Here is a 20,527-nt window from a genome sequence, read left to right as displayed (position 1 = left end):
GTCTTATCATTTGCACTGCGCACTACGCCGAAAGCCGGCGCCCTCGGCCTCTAGTGCAGAGGCAAAAAAGAGGCGGTTTTCTTCCTTGATCCGTGAGGCTGATTTGCACGCTTTGGGGTAATATACGGTGCCATTTTTGCTCGCCACAAAATCCCCCTCAACCCGTCCATCAAGTAGTATTTCAAAGGCATTTGGTACCAGTTTTGGTTCAAATAGGGCCTGTTGTACCGCAAAAAGGCGCCATACCCCCACCAAAAGGACAACCGCCAAAAAGAGAGCGAATCCCCAAAAATACATTTCTATCAAGCCCTTGATCTTTTCGATAAACTGATGTAGCATATATCTATTGTAATTGAGTTATATTTTATCGCTAATATTTAACTATGGCACATACAAAAGCAGGTGGATCAACGACAAACCTACGCGACTCAAACCCCCAATACCTCGGGGTGAAGCTTTTTGGTGGGCAGGTTGCCAAAACCGGCTCGATTATCATCCGTCAGCGCGGTAGCCACTTTATCCCAGGACTTGGTGTGCGTAAAGGCAAGGACGACACCCTTTTCGCAATGCATGCAGGTAAAGTAAAATTTTCTGACATGCGTAAACGCCACTTTGATGGCACCACGGTCATCAGAAAATTGGTCAGCGTTGTCTAAATACTTCTCATATAAAAGTTAAAAGGACCTTCCGCTGATGCGAAAGGTCCTTTTCTGTTGTGACGCCTGTAGGCGCCGATTGGTTGTGAGGTCAGGCGCGTGCGTCCGCAGCCTCGGGCTCCCCATCGACATCCTCCTCATCGAGAAGAATCGCCTGTTGCCGGTGCTTGTGACGCATGTACCAGTAGTGACCGTCGAGGCAGGCGGCGAGTCCGCCAATACCGAAGACGAGAATATGCGCGAGCACAAATGTCGGGAAGTCGCTGATGGGCCAGCCGATCCAGCCCATCCCCATCGCAGTAGCGATGGTACCCGTCACAAATGCCGTACGCGGCACGAGCAGCATCGCCACCAGCACCACGACCCCATATCCCAAAGTTGCAAAGAACAGCATGATCCTCTCTCCTCTCTCGCTCCACAGCATCCGCCGCCAGAGCATGCCAAAGTTACCTGATATACATTATATCAGATTTTTATATATTTGTCAATATACACCTATTTATGCCTCTTGATGGCTGCGCGGATGAATTCGCAAAAGAGCGGATGTGGTGTGAGTGGGCGTGATATAAGTTCAGGATGAAATTGCGTACCTACAAAAAATGGATGACCTACAAGTTCGATTATTTCTACTAAATTGCGCTGAGGGTTGATACCAGAAACTACTAGTCCCCTCTTTATCAGCTTCGGCAAAAACTGCGCATTTACCTCGTAGCGGTGGCGATGGCGTTCTTTGATCTTGTCTTTGCCGTACGCACGCGCGGCAATCGTGTTCTTAGTAATCTTACAATCGTAAAGGCCTAGACGCATTGAGCCGCCGTAATCTTTCTTATCCAAAAGTGCTTGCTGTTCGGGCAAGATATGAATCACCGGATATTCGCTTTTTCTGGTGATCTCTTCGGTGTGCGCACCTTCAAGCTTGGCTACATTGCGCGCGTATTCTACGACCGCAAGCTGAAGACCGTAGCAAAGACCAAAAAACGGTATCTTCTCTTTACGACAAAACTCGATCACTTTGATCTTGCCCTCGATACCTCGTGAACCAAACCCGCCCGGTACTACCACGCCATCAAGCACTTTGAGCTCGCTGAGTTTTTCGGGATGTTTTTCGTATTCTTCAGCATCAAGCCATAAAATTTCTGCCTCATGCTTGCAAGACCATGCGGCATGTTTGAGTGCTTCAATGACCGAGAGATATGAATCAGAAAGTACAAACGCACCGGTGGTAAAATATTTACCTACGATACCGACACGCACACGAGGTTTTTTAGTATTGCGGATAGTAGATACAAGTTTTTTCCATTCACGCAGATCCGTTTTTTTCTTTTTGAGACCGAGCTTCTTGAGCACAATAGTACCAAGCTGATCTTTTTCAAAATTGAGTGGAACTTCGTAGATAGATTTTACATCCGGTGCCGATATAATATCTTCGTCACGCAAGTTGAGCGCAAACGAAAGCTTTTCTTTACGAGGTTTATCGATGGGTACGGCCGAACGCGCAAGAATAATATCTGCCTGAATACCAGCGACATTGAGCGCGCGCGAGGCGTGTTGGGTTGGGCGAGTCTTCATCTCACCAATGACACCTGGTACCGGCAAATAGCTAACAAGTACAAAAAGCACATTACCAGGTTTGCGCAACTTCATGATGCGCGCCGCCTCCAAGAACAAAAGATTTTCATAATCCCCTACCGTACCGCCAATCTCGATAAGCATAATATCTGATTTGGTACTCTCGGCAGCTTTCTCAACGCGCATGATAACTTCTTCGGGCACATGAGGTACCACCTGTACACATTTACCACCGTATTCGAGGTTGCGTTCTTTCTGAATCATCGAAAGATACACCATGCCTGTCGTCATATAATTGACGCGATGGAGTGAAATACCCAAAAAACGCTCATAGTTGCCAATGTCTTGATCGCATTCAAGACCATCATCCGTCACAAATACCTCACCGTGTTCGGTCGGATTCATCGTACCGGCATCGATATTGATGTACGGATCGATCTTCATCGCCGACACCCGAAAGCCATAGGACTGTAAAATCTTGGCAAGCGATGCGGTAGCGACGCCCTTGCCAATACCCGACATAACCCCGCCAGTTACAAAGATATATTTACGCATATTTATTTTTTCTTTTCCGCCTCGACGCGCACCGAAATATACATGCGCTCTTTTTTCATCTTGATCTCTACATCGTGTTTGCCCACGAGCTTGATCGGCAAGCCCCAAAGCTGATCTTTTTCAATGGTATGAAACCGGCGACGGCGGAGTTCAGCGATGACATCATCGGCAGTGACTGCGGCAAACAAATGGCCGTGCTCATTTGCTGGCTTATGAAATACTAATGCCACCTGACTCAAAGCTTTCTTCTCTGCTTCGAGAGCTTCAGCCTTTTCGGCAAGCCGGCGCGCTTGAGCTACTTTGGTGTCTTCCACCATTTTTACTGCTTTTTTATCTGCCTCGCGAGCGAGGCCTTGGGGTATCAAAAAATTGCGCCCGTAGCCATCTTTTACCGTGAGAATCCTCCCCTGTTGGCCGAGCTGAGGAACATCTTTGAGGAGAATGACTTTCATAGAAGTATCCTAGCGCGTGGTGCGCAAGTGCTCAAGGGCGCGTTCGAGCTGTATGTCTTTTGCAGGATCGCCTTGGGGATCGAACTTAACCTCGATATCAGGCGCGAGTCCTTCTTTGGAAATCGACTTACCTGATGGTGTCGTCCATCGTGCGATGGTGATTTTGAGCGAAGTCTTGTCGGTAATGTCTTCAAGCTCTTGTACTGAGCCCTTGCCAAATGTTCGTTCACCAATAATGGTCGCTTTTTTGTGCTCTTGGAGTGCTCCTGCCAGAATCTCTGACGCTGACGCGGAACCTTGGTTGACCAGCAAAACCGTAGGTATTTTTTCGAGCGCTCCAAAACCTGCGCTACGGTAAATAGTTGCTTCACGATTACGAAATTCTTCACGCGCAACCACCTCGCCCTCGGGCAACCACCAGCTTGCGATATCGACTGAACTATGGAGATACCCACCGGGGTTATTACGAAGATCGAGCACAAACTTGCTAGCACCTGATCGCAAAAACTCGCGGACGGCTTTTTGAAATTCTTCGCTCGAATTCTGCGAGAAACTAAAGAGTGTAACCACAAAGACATCGCCTTTCTTTTCTGTAACGATAATGGGCATGCGGATAACATCACGCATGATAGAAATTTCGCGCGGTTTATCTTCACCGGTACGCGCTATCGTAAGCACGACTTTCGTGCCTCGCTCACCCCTGATCTTATGAATTGCTTGATCGAGCGTAAGATTTTCAGTGTAGGCATCATCAATCTTGAGCACCTTATCACCCGCTTTGAGTCCCGCGCGTTCTGACGGAGAACCTTTGATTGGCGCGATAACAGTCAAAATTTCTTTGCGGATACCAATCTCCGCGCCGATACCCGAGAACTCGCCCTTGATTTCACTCTGAAAATCTTCATGATCTTTGGGTGGAAAAAAGACGGTATACGGATCGCCTAAGCTCCCCACCATACCTTGAATAGCACCCCACACCATCGCCTGCCGATCGATAGGATTATCAGTGATATGTTTGCGCTCGACTGCCTCCCATGCCTTCCAAAATGGTTCAAAATCAACCTCTTTTAGTTTTTCAGTAAGATCGCCCGATGGCAATTGGTTTACGACGCCCAACACTCGCTCGATCGAAGCGCGCTCATTGAATCCGAACCATGCGCCAATGCCGAAAGAACTAGTGACAATCACCAACGCTGTAACAAAAACAAAAAAACGCCGCTCATTACCCATAATCCTCACTAGTTTCCCATACTTTTGTATTGCGGGCAAGGGAAAATATCGGGTATACTGGAGCCATGGACAAAGTGTCATCACGACATGTCTCTTGGATAGATCTTGAGCAACCGACGGAAGAAAAAATCGGTGATTTAGTTCACCGGTATAGTATTCATCCACTCGTTGCCCAAGAGCTTTTGACGGCGACCTATCGCCCAAAACTTGAAGACTACGACGATCATCTCTATTTGGTGTTGCATTTTCCTGTGTGCGACAAGAAAACAACCGCTACTTTGAGTCGTGAGATTGATTTTGTCATCTTTCCCTATACGCTCATCACGGTCCATTATGAGGACATCCCCCATCTCGATGATTTCCAGCAATTTTTGGCAGGGCACGAAGCGGTCCGGGAACGCAAATTTGGCAGATCATCAGGTCAGCTCCTCTACCAGATCATTAAACAGCTTTTTGCCGCATCGCGCGACGAGCTTCGTGTGCTTGAAAAACGAATAGACGCCGTGCAAGAAAAAGTATTTAGTGGCAACGAACGCTCGGCGCTCCAAGAAATATCGGGATTGCGTCGTGATATTCTCAATTTTCAAAAAGCCCTCAAGCCACAAGAGACGGTGCTCAAATCGCTCGCTGAACACGGCAAGAAATTTTTTGGACCTGATGCGTCCCCTTATTTCAATGATATCCTCGGCGAGTATACACAACTTTGGAACATCGTCGAAGATCTGCGCGCGACACTCAATGTCATCTACGAGACCAATGTCTCGCTCTTGTCAGTAAGTGTCAACGAAGCGGTGAGATTTCTGACAGCAGTATCTTTTATATTGCTTCCGTTGCAAGTGGTCATTAATCTCTTTGGTATGAATATTACCAATATCCCACTCGCTCATCATCCAAATGCCTTTTGGATTTTACTTGCACTAAATGGCGTGGTTGGTATCATCATCTTGCAATGGTTAAGACAGAAAGACTGGCTGTAACGCTCTATGATTCGCTCGCGCGTGCCGAACGGCCTTTTGCGCCAGCTGTAGGTGCTACCGTGCGTCTGTATACCTGCGGGCCTACGGTATATCGCTCGCAACACATCGGCAATTATCGTACCTTTCTTTTTGAAGATATGTTGCGCCGTACCCTTGTCGCATCAGGTTGGCGCGTCAAACATGTCATGAACATCACCGATGTAGGGCACTTGGCATCTGATGCTGACGAAGGTGAAGACAAAGTAGAACGCGAGGCTCGCCGTACGGGCAAGACTGCTTGGGATATTGCAAAATATTTTGAGAAAGAATTTCTCGAAGATATCGCGTCGCTCAATATCTTGCATCCGGTCAAATTGGTACGCGCGACCGAACATATCGTCGAGCAAATAGCGCTCATCAAGACACTTGAAAAAAAAGGATTTACCTATCGTACTACTGATGGTCTTTATTTTGACACCTCAAAACTACCAAATTATGGTGAACTTGCAGGACGCGACCAAAATACTATACAAGCCGGATCACGCGTAGCCATAGGTGAGAAACAAAATGCTACTGATTTTGCGCTTTGGAAATTTGCAGAAAGCGGCGAAAAACGGCAAATGGAATGGCCCTCGCCATGGGGAGTGGGATTCCCCGGCTGGCATATCGAGTGTTCGGCAATGAGCATGAAATATCTCGGTAAAACGATTGATATTCACTGCGGAGGGGCAGATCATCGCGAGATTCATCACCCCAATGAAATTGCGCAATCGGAGGCGGCTACTGGCAAACTCTTTTCGCGCTTTTGGATGCATAGTGCGTTTCTAACCGTCAAGGGTCAGAAGATGGCCAAATCATCACCCGAAAGCAATATCACTATAGCCACGCTTCGCGAACACGGATTTGATCCGCTCGATTTTCGATACTTTACCCTCGGTACCCATTACCGTAAACCCGTTTCGTTTAGCTGGGAGGCGCTTGGGGGCGCTCGTGCTGCACGACTTAAACTCGTAGCATCTTTGGGAAACCTCCCAAAGAGAAAAGCTCGCTCTGACGATGCTATGAAAAAAGATATTCTTGCCGCATTTGCTGATGATCTCGCCTCTCCTCGGGCGCTCGCGCGCCTTTGGCAGGGTATCCACGAGAGCGCGTCTCGCCCCGCGGTATTGTGGGCTGATAAACTTTTTGGACTCAATCTTGCTTATGATGCGATTGCCTCTCCTGTTCCCACACATATTCGGGCGCTCGCTGACCAGCGAGAGATATATCGACAAACAAAAGACTGGCAAAAATCTGATGAACTGCGCGAAAAACTAGCCGCCCAGGGTTGGCGCGTAGAAGATACGCCGCGTGGGCCCGTAGTCCACAAGATATAAGTCGTCTGACAACACAAATCGCCTTTTTGGCAATTGCTCGCAACGGCAAAGACGAGTAAATTATTGATATGACCGATCCGCTCAAAATACCTCCTCATAACCGTGATGCCGAGATGGCAGTACTTGGTTCGGTTATGATTGATCGCAACGCCATGATTCGCGTGGTTGATGTGGTAACGGCTGATGATTTTTATGTAACGGAACACGCTATCATTTTCCGCGCGATGCTGGATCTATTTGAACGCAACGCACCGCTCGATGTTTTGTCAGTACAAACCTACCTGGAAGAAAAGGGCCAACTGGAGCGTGCAGGCAACCCAAGTTATCTAGCAGGCCTCATCAATGCGGTCGCAAGCCCTGCGAGTGCTGGCCACTATGCATCAATTGTAAACCGTAAACGAGTACTTCGCGATCTCATCTCGGCATCATACGCCATTGGCGAGATGGGGTACCGAGAAGACCAAGATGTAGATATACTACTCGACCAGGCAGAAAGCCATATCTTTGGTATCTCTCAGCGCTCACTGCGCCAAAAGTTTTTCCCCGTGCGCGACGCACTGCAAGAAGCGTGGGAGCGCATCGATAATCTGCACAAGGGAGATGGTGCCGTGCGTGGTGTACCAACCGGCTTTGATAAACTTGATAACCTTCTCTCGGGTCTTCAAAACTCTGATCTTGTCATTTTGGCGGCACGGCCTTCGCTCGGTAAGACATCGCTTGCTCTCGATATCGCGCGCAATGCGGCAGTACAACACAAAATCCCCGTTGGTATTTTTAGTTTGGAAATGTCGAATCAACAGCTCATCGACCGCTTTATAGCGGCTGAAGCTCATGTAGATCTTTGGAAACTGCGTACGGGGCGACTCTCTGAACATTCAAATGATTTTGTGCGTATCAATGATGCGCTCGCGCGCCTTGCTGAAGCCCCCATCTATATCGATGACGCCGCCACCTCAAATGTGTTGCAGATGCGTGCGATGGCGCGGCGCCTGCAATCTGAATCAAATTTGGGCCTTATCATCATTGACTATCTTCAGCTCATGCAGCCACGCCAACATACCGACAATATGGTGCAACAAATCACCGAAATTTCGCGCTCACTCAAACAACTCGCGCGCGAACTCAATGTGCCAGTACTTGCTCTCTCGCAGCTCTCGCGCGCGGTAGAACAGCGTCACCCACCAATACCCAAGCTCTCAGACCTTCGCGAATCAGGATCCATCGAGCAAGACGCTGATGTGGTTATGTTTATCTATCGTGAAGACCGAGTCAAGAAAGATTCGGCACGCCCCAATATCGCCGAAATTTTAGTAGAGAAACATCGTAATGGTCCCACTGGTAAAGTAGAGCTTTACTTCAACCCAGAGAAAGCGAGCTTCTCATCGCTCGATGAATCATTCACTTAGATGCACCCCGAACCCATCAAGCGTCTGATAGACTTCTTCACGCGCCTTCCCGGTATTGGGCCGCGCCAAGCGTCTCGCTTTGCCTATACACTTCTCGACGAAGATGGCTCAACGCTCAAGGGTTTCGCACGCGCACTCGAAGCGCTCGCCTTGCAGGTCTCGAGATGTGAGGAATGTTTTCGTAGTGTTGAGACCGCTGATGGCACAAAGTGCTCGACCTGTAAACTTGGTGCGTTTAACGCACTCCTGATAGTCGAGAAAGATCAAGACTTTGAAACGGTATCAAAAAGCGGATTGTGGGACGGCGGCTACCATGTGCTCGGCGGCACCATATCACTGCTCAATGAAAAAACGCGAGTAACCGAACGCATCCGTGCACTGTATGACCGCGTGAGCGTTCGTGCCAAAGGACGCGAAGCGCCACTCGAAATAGTACTCGCGACATCACTAACTACTGAAGGCGACGCAACTGGCCTCTACATTGAGCGTGTACTCGAACCCTATATAAAAAATAAATCAATCACACTCACTCGCCTCGGACGAGGAATCTCTACCGGCACCGAGATGGAATTTGCCGATCCACAAACTCTCAAAAACGCGCTAAAAAATAGAAAGTAAAAAAAAATAGCCCTCGAGAGGGCTATTTTTTAATGGTCTTGATAGCTACTTCGGTGAAGTGTTGGCGATGACCCTTGCGTCTACGGCGGCGAGTCTTTGAGTGGTAACGGAGAATCTTGATCTTGCGGAGGCGGCCTTGGCGCATGATATCCGCCTCGACACTCACGCCTTTCAAATACGGCTTGCCGATAGATACTGTCTCACCATCGATCACGAGCAAAACTTTATCAAACACAATCGTATCCCCTTCTGACTCAGGGAGCTTTTCAATCTTGAATTTCTGGCCGGCACCAACAAGATATTGCTTGCCGCCTGTTTCAATAACTGCGATCATAATTGCTCTATACTACCCGTTTCTGTCTGTTGTGTCAAGAAGTTGAGGGTCAATTCCGATGCCCTCGCCCGCTATGCGGGTGACATCTTTGTCTATCTTTTTAAGCTCTTTATAACCGGTATTGTAATGATTGATAGTTGAGTCAAGGGAAGTGCCGAGCTTGATATAATACTGCTCGTAGGCGGCTACATGTCGGCCGAGATCACCCACGCGCTTGATGACTTCGCCTACAGATTTCTCGATTTTCATCTGATTGAGCCCTTGCAAGATAGTCTGCAAAAACGCATAAAACGAGTTTGGCGAGACGATATGCACGCGCTTTGTCAGAGCGTATTGGATCAGATCTTGCGTGTTTACCTTGATAGTACCTACCTGATTGATCGTCAGATCATAATAGATTGCTTCTGATGGGATAAACATAAGCGCAAAATCCATCGTGCTGTCTTGTGGACGGACATACTTGGAAGTCTCATCGATACGCATCTTTAAGTCTTGCTTGAAAGCCTTCTCAAAGCGCTCGCGCTCTTCAGTACCTTTTGCTTCTACTACGCGGTTATAATTTTCAAGCGAAAACTTTGAATCGATAGGTATTACCTTTTCGCCTACCAAGATAACAGCGTCAACAATCAAATCACGCCCTTCGTCGCTCTTACCGAGCTTATACTGCATTTGATAGGCAGACGGCGGCAAAATATTTTTAAGTACGGTCTCCAGATAATATTCGCCCAGCACGCCGCGCTGTTTGGGGTTTTTGAGAATATCTTGAAGTGACTGAAGCTGATCGGCAAAGTTCACCACCTGACGGTTTGTCTCATCAAGCTTGGTAAGCTTTTCGGTGACATCGCGAATAATTTTAAATGATGACTCCCCTTGTGACTGAATGAGCCGCGTTGACTCGCCAAGCCGCGCGTCGAGCTTGCGCTCAATGTCGCTAATCTGACTCTGAAGCATCAGCATGCTCTCGCCGGCAGGCCCCGATTTGCGCCCTCGCAATATCACCCACGCTACAGCAAACGCAAGAACCGCGCCCGCAAGAAAAATTCCGATAAGTTCAATCTGCATGTTACGACTGTAGCACAACCTCTATACCCCCGCGCAAGCGTCGGATGATAAATATATATTTCACCGCCTCAATAATACAGAGATCAACGAGCCCGAGCAAAAGAAGCGCTGCAAAATACATTGGCTCAAGTGGTTGAAGATGCAAGAGTTTTTGTAAGGGTTCTACAAATAGTGTTGGGAGCAACATGAGCATACTTGCGCTAAAAGCAAGTAACAAATAAGGATTTGAAAAGAAATTGATCTTCCAGATAGGTCTGCGAAGACTACGAATAGAAAATACAAAGAAAAACGCGTTGATCGCAAGACCGTAAAACATGACCGTGCGTACGGTATCGAGCGGGATGCCCGCACCGAGTAATTTTACAAACACCGAGAGCAGCAAAAGATCTGCTGAAATACCTACGATAAACACCATCGCTTTCATCTCAGAAGTGAAAAACGCACCATGCTCTTGGGGCCGACGCGTAAGCACATCTTTCTCGCGTTTTTCAAACGCAAACGCAAAATTGAAAAAACCTTCACCTACCAGATTCATCCATAAAATCTGCGCGGGCAAAAGTGGTAAGGGTAGCCCCAATACAAATGCGCCTCCAACCAGAATAATCTCGGTAAACGCAGTCGCGAGCAAAAAGGTCATCACTTTGCGGATATTATCGATAACGGCACGGCCTTCTTCGATAGCACCGACGATCGTCGAAAAACTATCATTGATCAACACCAAATCAGCCGCTTCTTTAGCGACATCAGTCCCAGACCCGAGCGCAATGCCAATATCGGCCCTACGCAATGCCGGCGCGTCATTGACGCCATCGCCCGTCATAGCGACTACCGCGCCGCGCTTTTGCCACGCTTCTACTATCAAAGATTTTTGATGCGGTAAGACGCGCGCAAATACATCGATATGTGTGATATCGACCTTACCATCCTCCATTAATTGTCCTGTTGATATATGTTCAGGGTTACCGCCAAACTCAAGCTCGCGTGCTACACGCTGGGCCGTCAGCTGATGGTCACCCGTCACGATTACCGGACGCACTCCCGCGACCTGGGCGAGATGCAAAGAGACCTTGGCATCCGCGCGAAGTGGATCATGAAGACCTAAAAATCCCAAAAACTCCATGCCAGTAAAATGCTCAACCGTCGGAGGAGTATGACTGTGTAGATGTTTGCGCGCGCACGCGATAAGACGCGCGCCAGTCTCCGCTGCCTTGCTATAGAGAGCTTCAAGCTCTCTACGCTCATCGGCAGGTAGATGTGAACGCGCAAGAATTGCCTCGGGCGCGCCGCTGACAAATACAAAATATTCTCCGCCTTTTTGATATATTGCCGCTGAAAAACGAAGCTCGGTATCAAACGGCATTGTCTCGATTTTGATATGCGTTCGCTCAAACTCATCTTTATTGATACCAGAGCTTATACCCGCTTTGAGCAGCGCTGCATCAGTCGCCTCACCTCGTATATGCCACTCGGCGAGCTGTGCTTCAGGATTTTCAATAAATGCAGTTGAGGTGAGTACGCCTGCCAATAGTAAATCATCTTTGGCACGCGGACCTTCTTTGCGTGGCATGATTTGTGATACTTCCATCTTACCCTCAGTAAGGGTACCTGTTTTATCTGTCAAAATAACTGTCGTAAGCCCCAATGTCTCCGCGCTTTTTAGGCGCTTGAGGAGTCCTCCTTTTTTTAAAATACGCTCCGCACCCAATGCCAAGATGACGGTGACCGCAATCGGAAGCCCCTCGGGTACCGCAGATACGGCGAGTGCTACCGCGGTCAAGAACATTGTCTCGACACTCTCTCCGCGCGTAACACCAAGCGCGAAAATAACGCACGAAAACGCAAACGCGCCAGCGCCAATCACGCGCGCAAGATCTCTGATGTTTTCTTGAAATGGCGTGAGTGGTTCGCGCGTATCGGAGACAAGTTGCGCGATCTTACCAAGCTCGGTATGCATACCGGTTGCTGTCACCACCGCTCGTGCGCGACCCGCCTCGCAGAGGGTTCCTGCAAAAATCATATTGTCACGATCAGCAACCGGCGTATGCGCGGGCAGTTCATGGATGCTTTTTTCTTGACCTATCCACTCACCGGTGAGAGCCGACTCATTAACCTTGAGACGCTGAACCTCAATGAGACGGCCATCCGCCTCGATACTCATGCCCGCGTCAATCTCAATGATATCACCCGGTACCAAAGCGCGCGCCTCCATCTCGCGCAACACACCTGAGCGCAATACATGCGCTTTGCGCTCAATGGTTTTGCGTAACGCTTCAAATGCACGCGATGCCCGACCTTCTTGAATGACGCCGATGGCTGTATTGATCACCACCGCGATGACAATGATCAACGCCTCGGGCGCGTCGTCTAACATAAAAAAAGTAATGCCCGCGGCGATGAGCAAAATAGCAACGAGCGGGCTCGCGAGTTGCCCCAGTATCAAATTTAACAGCCGCCAAGGACGCTTGCGCGTGATCTCGTTTGTTCCATATTCTTTGCGGATTTCTTCGGCACGATCATCAGACAAACCACGCGCGCGTACTACCGAAAAACGAGCCAACGCCGCATCAGCGCTCAAAACATGCCACTGATCATTCATTGGGTTTATTGTACCAAAAAATAAGTATTCACTAAAAGAAAAAAGCCGCATACCCTGTGGGATTGCGGCCTATCCGGCTAAAATACCCCCTCGGCCCTGTTCGCCTCGAGAAGCGCACGGAGCGTTTCTTGGATCGCACCGAGTGCCTCATTGGCGCCGATCAGGTGCTTGGTGGCTGCAAGGAATTCGTGAACCTCGGTACTTGACGCGCCCTGCTCTACCCAATTGGCAAAGGCTCTAGTCAGGTCCAAGAGCTCTACTGAAGCAACTTCGAGATGCTGGGTTATCTCTAAAAACGACGCACGATCAACAACCATCACGACCTCCATACGATTGTGGTTTTGTGGAACTGAAATTTTAATGTACATTTGTCAGCAGCCCCACGGAGAATCGAACTCCGATTTAGCGGATGAGAACCGCTTGTCCTAGCCGTTAGACGATAGGGCCGTAATTGCCTGCCACTATACCACAAAAATACCAAAAATCCAGCCTTAGGGACGCTTTTGCCAATGCTCTTCTTGGCGCACCAACATGCGATGCGAGTCTTCAGCTCTCATCGATGATTTTTTCTCGCTCCTCATAGCTCATATGTTTTGTCTTGTCAAAGAGCTGCAGATGTTTAATCTCATGATTAATAACACTGTTTATGCCCCCAGCCTGCTCAATCTCCCACGGACAAATATAAATTTTATTTGGCGCCTTATAAGATCCCCAAGTCCCGGAAGATACCCAGTAACACTGGATATCGTCGCTGATATCAATAAAAATATTTTTTTGAAAACTCCGAATTTCGCGAAACCGTTTCAGAGTGGGCATAAAAAAAATCAGTCGATGTTTTTTAAGCCAAAAAAAACGCCCAAACGTCTGTATCGCCATCTTGATATCTTCCCACAAACTGTAATGATACGTAATCATAAAATTCGAAAAAAATACTAAAAATCCAGCCTATGGGCGCTTTTGCCAATAGTCTTCTTGGCGTACGAGTACCCGATGGGAATCTTCTGAATGAAGCAAGAGTGCTTTAGTGACACGCTCCATGCGAACACCCTGCGATCCTTTTACTAAAATTGCGTCCCCTTCTTTGACAAAATGCCCCAGGAAATCAGCCGCTTCTCCCGATTTTGCAAACCAATGAAATTCGGCCGCGTCTCCCGTGTCCATAAATTTTGAGCGTACACCAACACCGATAACTACATCAGCAACCTCGGCTGCGCGTTTACCGATCATACGATGTGCCTCCGGTGTGTATTTACCAAGTTCAAGCATGTCGCCGAGTGTGGCGATGCGGCGCAGGGCTGGCATTTTTGAGAGCGCCTCAAGCGCGGCGAGTGCAGCAAGTGGTGAAGAGTTATAGGTATCGTCTAAAATCAATGAATCTTTTCGACCGTCAAGTAGACGCAGGCGGCCGGGTGGATGCTCGTATTTGAGAAGCGCTTCAGAAATCTCGATAAGATTAAGACCTTGCGCGAGACCGACAGCGGCCGCCGCTAAAAACGCATAAATACTTTGCTCACCGACTACTCCCGGTACCCTCATAGGCATCGTCTTGCCCTGATAATCAATCTTAAATGTCATACCATCGGGCCGTCCTTTTTTGAGACTCATGCGCACGCCGGACGCGCGTACTTCTGCATGGCGCGAAAATCCATAGGTGATAACCTTCCCCTTGGTTGCCTTGCGCATAGCGAATACGCGTGGATCATCAGCATTGATGATAGCGGTCCCCTGCTCTCCGAGCGCGCCTAAAAGCTTTGCTTTTTCTGCGGCAACTGCGTCAGGTCCATCAAAAAATTCGACATGTACTGGCATGTCGCCAATCATCGTCACCACGCCTATATCAGGTTTGAGCCATGGCAATATCTTGTCAAAATCACCCGGCCGATCAACCCCCATCTCGAGCACTAAAAGCTCCGGATATTCGTTACGCGAGATGAAGCGCAACGCACCTTTCACAATATTTTTTAACCAACCCAACGGAGAGTTCCACGCGCTCTCTAAACCCAAGATGGTCAATGGTAGCCCTAGCTCACTGTTGTAACTCTTGGGGCTTTTGCGTGTTCTGAAATGCTCTGCTAAGACAGCCGCGATAGCTTCTTTAGCGGATGTTTTGCCAACACTACCCGTGACACCAATAACAATCGGCCTGAAGCGACGAATAACAAGCGTAGCTTGAACGCGCAATATCCAAAAAATGACGAGACGCAATACTTGTATCATGGTGTTTTTGCTTCAAGCTCGTGCGGCCTATCAGGAATAATCTCAAAATATGAAAATAGATGCTTCATGACAACGCGAAATGGTTGTGTGAGTGACTCTGACGCGTACCGAATACCCTGAGGGCGTTCGATATATAAAAATACTAAAAATTGCGGATCGTAGGCAGGACCGTATCCAAAAAAAGTATGCATGAATTCACCGGAATATCCACGCGAGTTTTTTGATGCGATCTGCGCAGTACCCGTTTTTGCAGCCACCGAATACCCGGGGATTCTACCTTTGCCGTTCGCGAGTTTTTTATCGACTACTTCTACCAACATACGAGTTACTGTTTTTGATGTTTCTTCTTTCAGGACACGGCGTGGTGCGCCACGCTTTTTCTCGACTATTGTATCGTCCTCGTCACGAACTTCCTCTATAAGGTAAGGATCAACTAAAAACCCTCCATTGGCAATACTCGAGAGAGCCCGTACAAATTCTACGCCAGTCATCGAAATACCTTGGCCAAATGATGCGGTTGCAAATTCAATCAGTCGTGAGCTCTCGAGATTTGCCAACTTACCACTCGCCTCGCCCGGCACATCGATACCTGTTTTTTCTGCTAACCCGAAACCATGCATATATTCACGAAAACGATCTTTTCCGAGTTGCTCCATAACAAACACGGCACCGATATTGAGTGACTGCGATAAAATTTCTTGTATCGGTACGACACCGCGCGCCTTACCATCGAAGTTTGCGATAGTCGCCGTATCAATCGTGCGCGTACCCGTATCATTGTAAGTGGTCTGTGTTGTGACGACCCCTGCATCAATGGCGGCGGCAATAGTAAGAGGCTTTACTACCGAACCCATTTCAAAAAGATCTTCGACGAGAGGGTTTTTAAAAATAGCGATGTCTTCTACATCCGAATATCTATTTGGGTCAAACGATGGTACTGATGCCATCGCTAGTATCTGGCCTGTTTTTGGATTGATGATGATGCCTCCAGCTGATGTGGCATGGTATTCTTCTCGTATTTTTTTCAATACACCCTCAAGATTGGTCTGTACGCCGGTATCGAGCGTGGAAATGATAGAGGCACCGTGTTTGACGGGCGTCAAGCTCGCGTTACCAAACCAGAGAAGTTTTTTTCCTGATGTCTTTTCGCCTACAAAAACACCATCGCGCCCTAACAAATCTTCATTGTAAAAGCGCTCAAGGCCATACTGCCCCGTATCATCAGCACCCACAAAACCTATGACCTGCGAGGCAAAATCAGCCGCAGGGTAAAACCGCCAACGCTCAGGCGAAAATTCGACACCTGGTAGCTCGGCAGCCTCAATAGCTCGCTTTACCGAAGGCGATATCCGATGTTCGATGATCTCATATGGATCGTTTGATTTACTTGCGCGCTCAACAAACTCATCTTTAGGCATGGTAGTACTCGCGATATGCGAGAGTTTCTCATAGAGTTCTACTGGATTCTGTATAAGCTTTGGATTGATATGCATAAGCCAGCCCTCTTTCGTAGTTGCCACCGGCACGAGTGCGTTTTTTTCATGCGCCAAGATTTCACCGCGGTTCGCCTTAAAAATTTCTGATACTGATTGTTGGCGCGATGCCTGCTCACGATACTCTGCGCCACGGACCACTTGCAACCAAGCAACGCGTGACAAGACAACAAACAATAGCCCTCCCACAAAAATCGTGAGAGAGGTCACGCGTTTCAAAAACGCGTTCATGGTTAGCGGGCAAAACCGACTGCGGTATTGTGACGAATATAACGAGGGCTTTCGAGCGCTATAAAACCTTGGGCGCGGGCCTGAGGCTCCAACTCTTCGAGCGCGAGACGCAAATAGGATGATTTAAGTTCTGTATACTGGTCATCGAGTTCAGAAAGTTCGGCGCGCGCTTTGCGCATATCATGACTTTCCGTATATGTTGCGTTAGCAAAGATAATTGAAGTGATACCTGAGACAACACCGACGGCTAACAAAAAATATATCGCGCGTTTCATATACTTTTTTTCTCCCATGCGCGAAGTACTGCCGACCGTGATCTTGGGTTTACTAGATATTCGGCGCGCGTCGCACGCACAGCTTTTTTGGTAAGCACCTGCCCACCTTCAGTATTACGCATCGCTTGTTTGACGATCCTGTCCTCAAGTGAATGAAACGCGATAGCCACTACCCTGCCACCCGGCGCGAGCAATCGAAACGCGGCTGACAGACCTTCTGCTACATTATCAAGCTCACGATTGACCGCGATACGAAGCGCCTGAAACACGCGCGTTGCCGGATGCCTCGCGCTCTTGGGTACGATGCGACCAATGATTGAGCAAAGCCGTTCAGTGGTTAAAATGCGCCCATTCTTACGCTCCTCGACAATCGCCTCAGCGATCTGGCGAGCCCTGCGCTCTTCCCCGTAAGTACGGAAAATATCTTCGAGCTCGTGCGCTGTCGATTGGTTGATGATGTGCGCTGCTGATGTGGTGTTTGAAGGATCAAAACGCATATCGAGCACTTCGTCTTTTTGAAATGAAAAGCCTCGCCCTGACGCATCGACATGCCATGAGTTCATGCCAAAATCAAAAAGCACGCCATCAACGCGGTCTAATTTGTGAAGTGTCGTAAGCTTTTCCATGGCAATATATGAAGTATTTTCAATGATGAGATTTTTGATATGTTCTTTTTTTATTTTTTCGGCAAGCTCGGGGTCTTGTTCGATGCCGAGTACCGTACCCTCATATCCGATCTTTTCGAGTATCGCTCGCGTATGCCCTCCAGCCCCTAGCGTCGCGTCGATATAAGTTCCTCCTCTATGTGGCTGCAAGTATTCCATCACTTCTGCTACCAGTACGGGCTTGTGAATCATTTAGTACATCCCTAGTTCTCCCAATCGTTCGGCTAATCTATCGGCGTTGTCTTGCGTGTGTTTGCGTACATCTGCCCAGCGTTCGGGCGACCATACTTCGATTCGATCAAATACTCCTACTACGACTGCTTTTGATCCGAGCTCCGCGTATTCTTTGAGCGTGTCGGGGATCAAAATGCGTCCGAGATTATCGAGTTCTGATTCGGCGGCACCCGAGAGCATAAAGCGGACAAAGTTTCGTGTGTCTGCTTGGCCTAATGGCAAGTGTGAAAGTTTCTCGGCCATCGCCTCCCATGTTTTGATTGGGAAGAGAAAGAGACAATGATCGGGCCCCTTTGTCACGACTGCTTCCTTACCAAGTTCTTTGCGCAAACGCGTGGGTATCGAAAGACGCCTTTTTTGATCTATCGTGTGTACATATTCGCCTAAAAACATTGGTATAGAATATCCGTCAAATTACCCACTTCTTCCCACTTTTCTACCACTATGTACTCAATATACACCACTAACCTATCCACTCACAACACCTTTGTGAAAAGAAACAAAAATCCTTGTGGATAAAAGCAAAACACCCTCTCGGGGGTGTTTTATGCACAGCTTATCAACCGTGAAAAGAGAGTTTTATTTTGGCTTCATTAACGGAAAGAGCTGTGATTCGCGTATACTCTTACCCACCAAGAAGCTAAATAGTCGCTCAGAAAACCCGAACCCGAAAATAGGTGGCATACCGTATTCCATGGCTTCGATGTATTCAAGATCGATCATCTGAGCTTCTTCATCTCCTGCGTCTCTGAGTGCCTGTTGTTTTTCAAAACGCTCACGCTGGTCAATAGGATCGTTGAGCTCGTTGAAAGCCTTACCTATCTCGCTACCTGCCAAAATAATCTGAAAACGATCTACCACACGCTGATCGTCTTTGTTTTTCTTAGCGAGGGGTTCAAGATATACAGGTATACCGGTCAAAATCGCAGGACCGCTAATAGTCCGTCGCACCTGTTTCCATAAGAAATCAACTGCACGACCCGTCTCCGTGATATCGCCTTCATAATCAGGAATATGTTTTTTAAGAAGCTTGCGTCCTGCGCCCGCTGATTGATCAACATCGCGTGGATCAAATCCGTACTTGTCCTGTATACACTTGTTGTAGTCGATCTGTTCCCACTCTACGCCGAGATCAACTTCATGCTTGCCGATTTGAAACTTAAGCGTTCCAAAAGTCTCTTGAGCAACGGTACGATACAAATCAATAAGCATAGGGATGCCTTGGCGAGCGTCTTGATATGCTTCATAAAACTCAAAATGCGTATAGTCTTGAGCATGCTCAAACGACATACCTTCATTTCTAAATACCCTTCCTATCTCAAAAACTTTTGGGAGACCGCCTACGATGAGTTTTTTATGCCAAAGTTCGTGCGAAATTCTCAAATATACATCCATATCAAGTGCATTGTGACGGGTCACAAATGGCCGAGCCTCTGCTCCACCAGTTTTTGTCTCCAAGATTGGCGTCTCTACTTCTATAAAACCGCGCTTTAACATAAACAAACGAATAGTGTTCCAAAATATTGAGCGTTTTTTTGCGAGATTCGCGACCTCTGGATCGAGCAACATATCAAGATATCGCTTGCGATATCGTTCATCCTCGTCTTTGAGGCCGAACCATTCATCAGGAACTTGATTGAGACTTTTTGCCAGCATACGCCAACTACTGGCCAAAAGTGAGTTCATCCCCCGCTTTGTCGTAAATGCGACACCCAAAACCTCTATAAAATCGCTCACGCTCACCGTCTCCAAAAAAAGATCGAATGACTCTTCGCCGATATCATCTTTTTTAATCAGCGCCTGAACGCGCTCAGTCCCATCAAAAAGATCGACAAAGATAATGCCTCCCTGATCTCTCTGCGACATGATTCTACCCGCAAGTGTTACTTTTTCTTGAGAACTTGCGAGAGACTCATAAGACTTCAAAAACAAAGCATTTTCATGCGTGCGAAAAGATTCGGCAGGATATGGGTCAATACCCCGTTCTTTTAATATTGCGAGCTTTTTGAGGCGCTCAGATCGTATATCTTCGGCAGACATAAACAGTAAGTCTTATAATTCTCAGTATAACCGAAAATGCTCAGCTGTTCTACTAACAACTGAGCACGCGACAATACGCATCGGCTACTAAGCAATTTCGATAATAGAATATTCGATCTGGCCTCGAGGGGTTGAGACGAGCACTTTTTCGTTTTTGCGCTTGCCCAAAAATGCCTTGCCGAGTGGTGATTCATTTGAAACCTTGCCCTTGAACGGATCAGCTTCTTCGCGTCCTACAATCATAAATTGTTCATCGCCGTTGCCAATCTTGCGACATTTAACATTTGAGCCGAGGCGAACCTCAGAAGAATCGGTATTTGAGATAACAGAAGCGCGCGACAAAATATCTTCGAGCTTTGCCACCTCGGCTTCGTTTACCATTTGTTCTTCTTTCGCCTCTGAATATTCAGCGTTCTCTGAAAGATCACCGAGACTCTTCGCAAACTCGAGACGCTCTGCAATCTGAACACGACGAGTCGTCTTGAGATTCTTGAGTCGTCCTTCGATGTCTTTGAGTCCTTCGGCTGAAAGATATTCGCGGTCGTCTGAAAGTGTCATAGTA

At 47.9% G+C, this 20,527-nt stretch carries 22 protein-coding genes and 1 tRNA gene; 5 read left to right on the top strand and 18 right to left on the bottom strand.

Going from position 1 to position 20,527, the window contains the following annotated elements:
* Positions 1-6: 6 nt before the first annotated feature.
* Positions 7-339: an Ada metal-binding domain-containing protein gene (locus AAB417_02750; GenBank protein ID MEK7630921.1), complete on the bottom strand. Its 333-nt coding sequence runs from the start codon at positions 337-339 to the stop codon at positions 7-9.
* Positions 340-383: 44 nt separating this feature from the next.
* On the opposite strand from AAB417_02750, the gene rpmA reads away from it, so the two are divergent.
* Positions 384-656: a 50S ribosomal protein L27 gene (rpmA, locus tag AAB417_02745; protein MEK7630920.1), complete on the top strand. Its 273-nt coding sequence runs from the start codon at positions 384-386 to the stop codon at positions 654-656.
* A 91-nt stretch (positions 657-747) separates the two neighbouring features.
* On the opposite strand, the gene AAB417_02740 is transcribed toward rpmA, so the two are convergent.
* Genes AAB417_02740 through AAB417_02725 form a run of 4 tightly spaced genes read right to left on the bottom strand, consistent with a single transcriptional unit; the run spans position 748 to position 4,462 of the window.
* A complete protein-coding gene (locus AAB417_02740) occupies positions 748-1,095 on the bottom strand; it encodes a hypothetical protein (GenBank protein ID MEK7630919.1) in 348 nt (115 codons plus the stop codon).
* 56 nt (positions 1,096-1,151) lie between these two features.
* Positions 1,152-2,780: a CTP synthase gene (locus AAB417_02735; GenBank protein MEK7630918.1), complete on the bottom strand. Its 1,629-nt coding sequence runs from the start codon at positions 2,778-2,780 to the stop codon at positions 1,152-1,154.
* Between the two features lie 2 nt (positions 2,781-2,782).
* Positions 2,783-3,232: a 50S ribosomal protein L9 gene (gene rplI / locus AAB417_02730; GenBank protein MEK7630917.1), complete on the bottom strand. Its 450-nt coding sequence runs from the start codon at positions 3,230-3,232 to the stop codon at positions 2,783-2,785.
* 9 nt (positions 3,233-3,241) lie between these two features.
* Positions 3,242-4,462, bottom strand: a complete 1,221-nt coding sequence (locus tag AAB417_02725; protein MEK7630916.1) for a S41 family peptidase — start codon at positions 4,460-4,462, stop codon at positions 3,242-3,244.
* Positions 4,463-4,527: 65 nt separating this feature from the next.
* Here AAB417_02725 and AAB417_02720 point away from each other — a divergent pair, with 65 nt between their 5' ends.
* The 4 genes from AAB417_02720 to AAB417_02705 all read left to right on the top strand — a co-directional run bounded on the left by AAB417_02720 (position 4,528) and on the right by AAB417_02705 (position 8,818).
* A complete protein-coding gene (locus AAB417_02720) occupies positions 4,528-5,439 on the top strand; it encodes a magnesium transporter CorA family protein (GenBank protein ID MEK7630915.1) in 912 nt (303 codons plus the stop codon).
* A complete protein-coding gene (gene cysS, locus AAB417_02715) occupies positions 5,412-6,794 on the top strand; it encodes a cysteine--tRNA ligase (GenBank protein MEK7630914.1) in 1,383 nt (460 codons plus the stop codon). Before AAB417_02720 ends, cysS begins: the two co-directional genes overlap by 28 nt.
* 68 nt (positions 6,795-6,862) lie before the next feature.
* Entirely contained in the window at positions 6,863-8,200 is a 1,338-nt protein-coding gene (dnaB, locus tag AAB417_02710) for a replicative DNA helicase (protein ID MEK7630913.1), read from the top strand.
* Complete coding sequence (locus tag AAB417_02705) at positions 8,201-8,818, top strand: toprim domain-containing protein (protein ID MEK7630912.1); 618 nt, start codon at positions 8,201-8,203, stop codon at positions 8,816-8,818.
* Between the two features lie 22 nt (positions 8,819-8,840).
* On the opposite strand, the gene rplU is transcribed toward AAB417_02705, so the two are convergent.
* The 13 genes from rplU to greA all read right to left on the bottom strand — a co-directional run bounded on the left by rplU (position 8,841) and on the right by greA (position 20,523).
* Positions 8,841-9,152 (bottom strand): 50S ribosomal protein L21, encoded by a 312-nt coding sequence (gene rplU / locus AAB417_02700; GenBank protein MEK7630911.1) that lies wholly within the window; start codon positions 9,150-9,152, stop codon positions 8,841-8,843.
* A gap of 12 nt (positions 9,153-9,164) precedes the next feature.
* Entirely contained in the window at positions 9,165-10,214 is a 1,050-nt protein-coding gene (locus AAB417_02695; protein ID MEK7630910.1) for a DNA recombination protein RmuC, read from the bottom strand.
* 1 nt (position 10,215) lies between these two features.
* Positions 10,216-12,810 carry a cation-transporting P-type ATPase gene (locus AAB417_02690; GenBank protein MEK7630909.1) on the bottom strand — a complete coding sequence of 865 codons (2,595 nt, stop codon included), beginning with the start codon at positions 12,808-12,810 and terminating at the stop codon, positions 10,216-10,218.
* 77 nt (positions 12,811-12,887) lie between these two features.
* Entirely contained in the window at positions 12,888-13,178 is a 291-nt protein-coding gene (locus tag AAB417_02685; protein ID MEK7630908.1) for a hypothetical protein, read from the bottom strand.
* Between the two features lie 7 nt (positions 13,179-13,185).
* A tRNA-Glu gene (locus AAB417_02680) sits at positions 13,186-13,257 on the bottom strand.
* Between the two features lie 99 nt (positions 13,258-13,356).
* The gene (locus AAB417_02675) at positions 13,357-13,725 is read right to left on the bottom strand and encodes a hypothetical protein (GenBank protein MEK7630907.1); all 369 of its coding nucleotides are present in this window, start codon (positions 13,723-13,725) and stop codon (positions 13,357-13,359) included.
* Positions 13,726-13,755: 30 nt separating this feature from the next.
* Positions 13,756-15,027 carry a UDP-N-acetylmuramoyl-tripeptide--D-alanyl-D-alanine ligase gene (gene murF, locus AAB417_02670; protein MEK7630906.1) on the bottom strand — a complete coding sequence of 424 codons (1,272 nt, stop codon included), beginning with the start codon at positions 15,025-15,027 and terminating at the stop codon, positions 13,756-13,758.
* Positions 15,024-16,751: a penicillin-binding protein 2 gene (locus tag AAB417_02665; protein MEK7630905.1), complete on the bottom strand. Its 1,728-nt coding sequence runs from the start codon at positions 16,749-16,751 to the stop codon at positions 15,024-15,026. Before AAB417_02665 ends, murF begins: the two co-directional genes overlap by 4 nt.
* Before the next feature lie 2 nt (positions 16,752-16,753).
* Positions 16,754-17,026 carry a hypothetical protein gene (locus AAB417_02660; protein MEK7630904.1) on the bottom strand — a complete coding sequence of 91 codons (273 nt, stop codon included), beginning with the start codon at positions 17,024-17,026 and terminating at the stop codon, positions 16,754-16,756.
* Complete coding sequence (rsmH, locus tag AAB417_02655; GenBank protein ID MEK7630903.1) at positions 17,023-17,883, bottom strand: 16S rRNA (cytosine(1402)-N(4))-methyltransferase RsmH; 861 nt, start codon at positions 17,881-17,883, stop codon at positions 17,023-17,025. The genes AAB417_02660 and rsmH overlap by 4 nt, the downstream gene beginning before the upstream one ends.
* Entirely contained in the window at positions 17,884-18,318 is a 435-nt protein-coding gene (gene mraZ / locus AAB417_02650; GenBank protein MEK7630902.1) for a division/cell wall cluster transcriptional repressor MraZ, read from the bottom strand.
* 186 nt (positions 18,319-18,504) lie between these two features.
* Complete coding sequence (lysS, locus tag AAB417_02645) at positions 18,505-19,965, bottom strand: lysine--tRNA ligase (GenBank protein ID MEK7630901.1); 1,461 nt, start codon at positions 19,963-19,965, stop codon at positions 18,505-18,507.
* Positions 19,966-20,052: 87 nt separating this feature from the next.
* Entirely contained in the window at positions 20,053-20,523 is a 471-nt protein-coding gene (gene greA / locus AAB417_02640; GenBank protein MEK7630900.1) for a transcription elongation factor GreA, read from the bottom strand.
* Between the last annotated feature and the right edge of the window lie 4 nt (positions 20,524-20,527).

This window comes from Patescibacteria group bacterium, from assembly GCA_038064855.1.
Lineage (GTDB): Bacteria > Patescibacteriota > Minisyncoccia > Ryanbacterales > GWA2-47-10b > SICQ01.
This window is presented reverse-complemented; position numbering and strand designations above follow the sequence as displayed.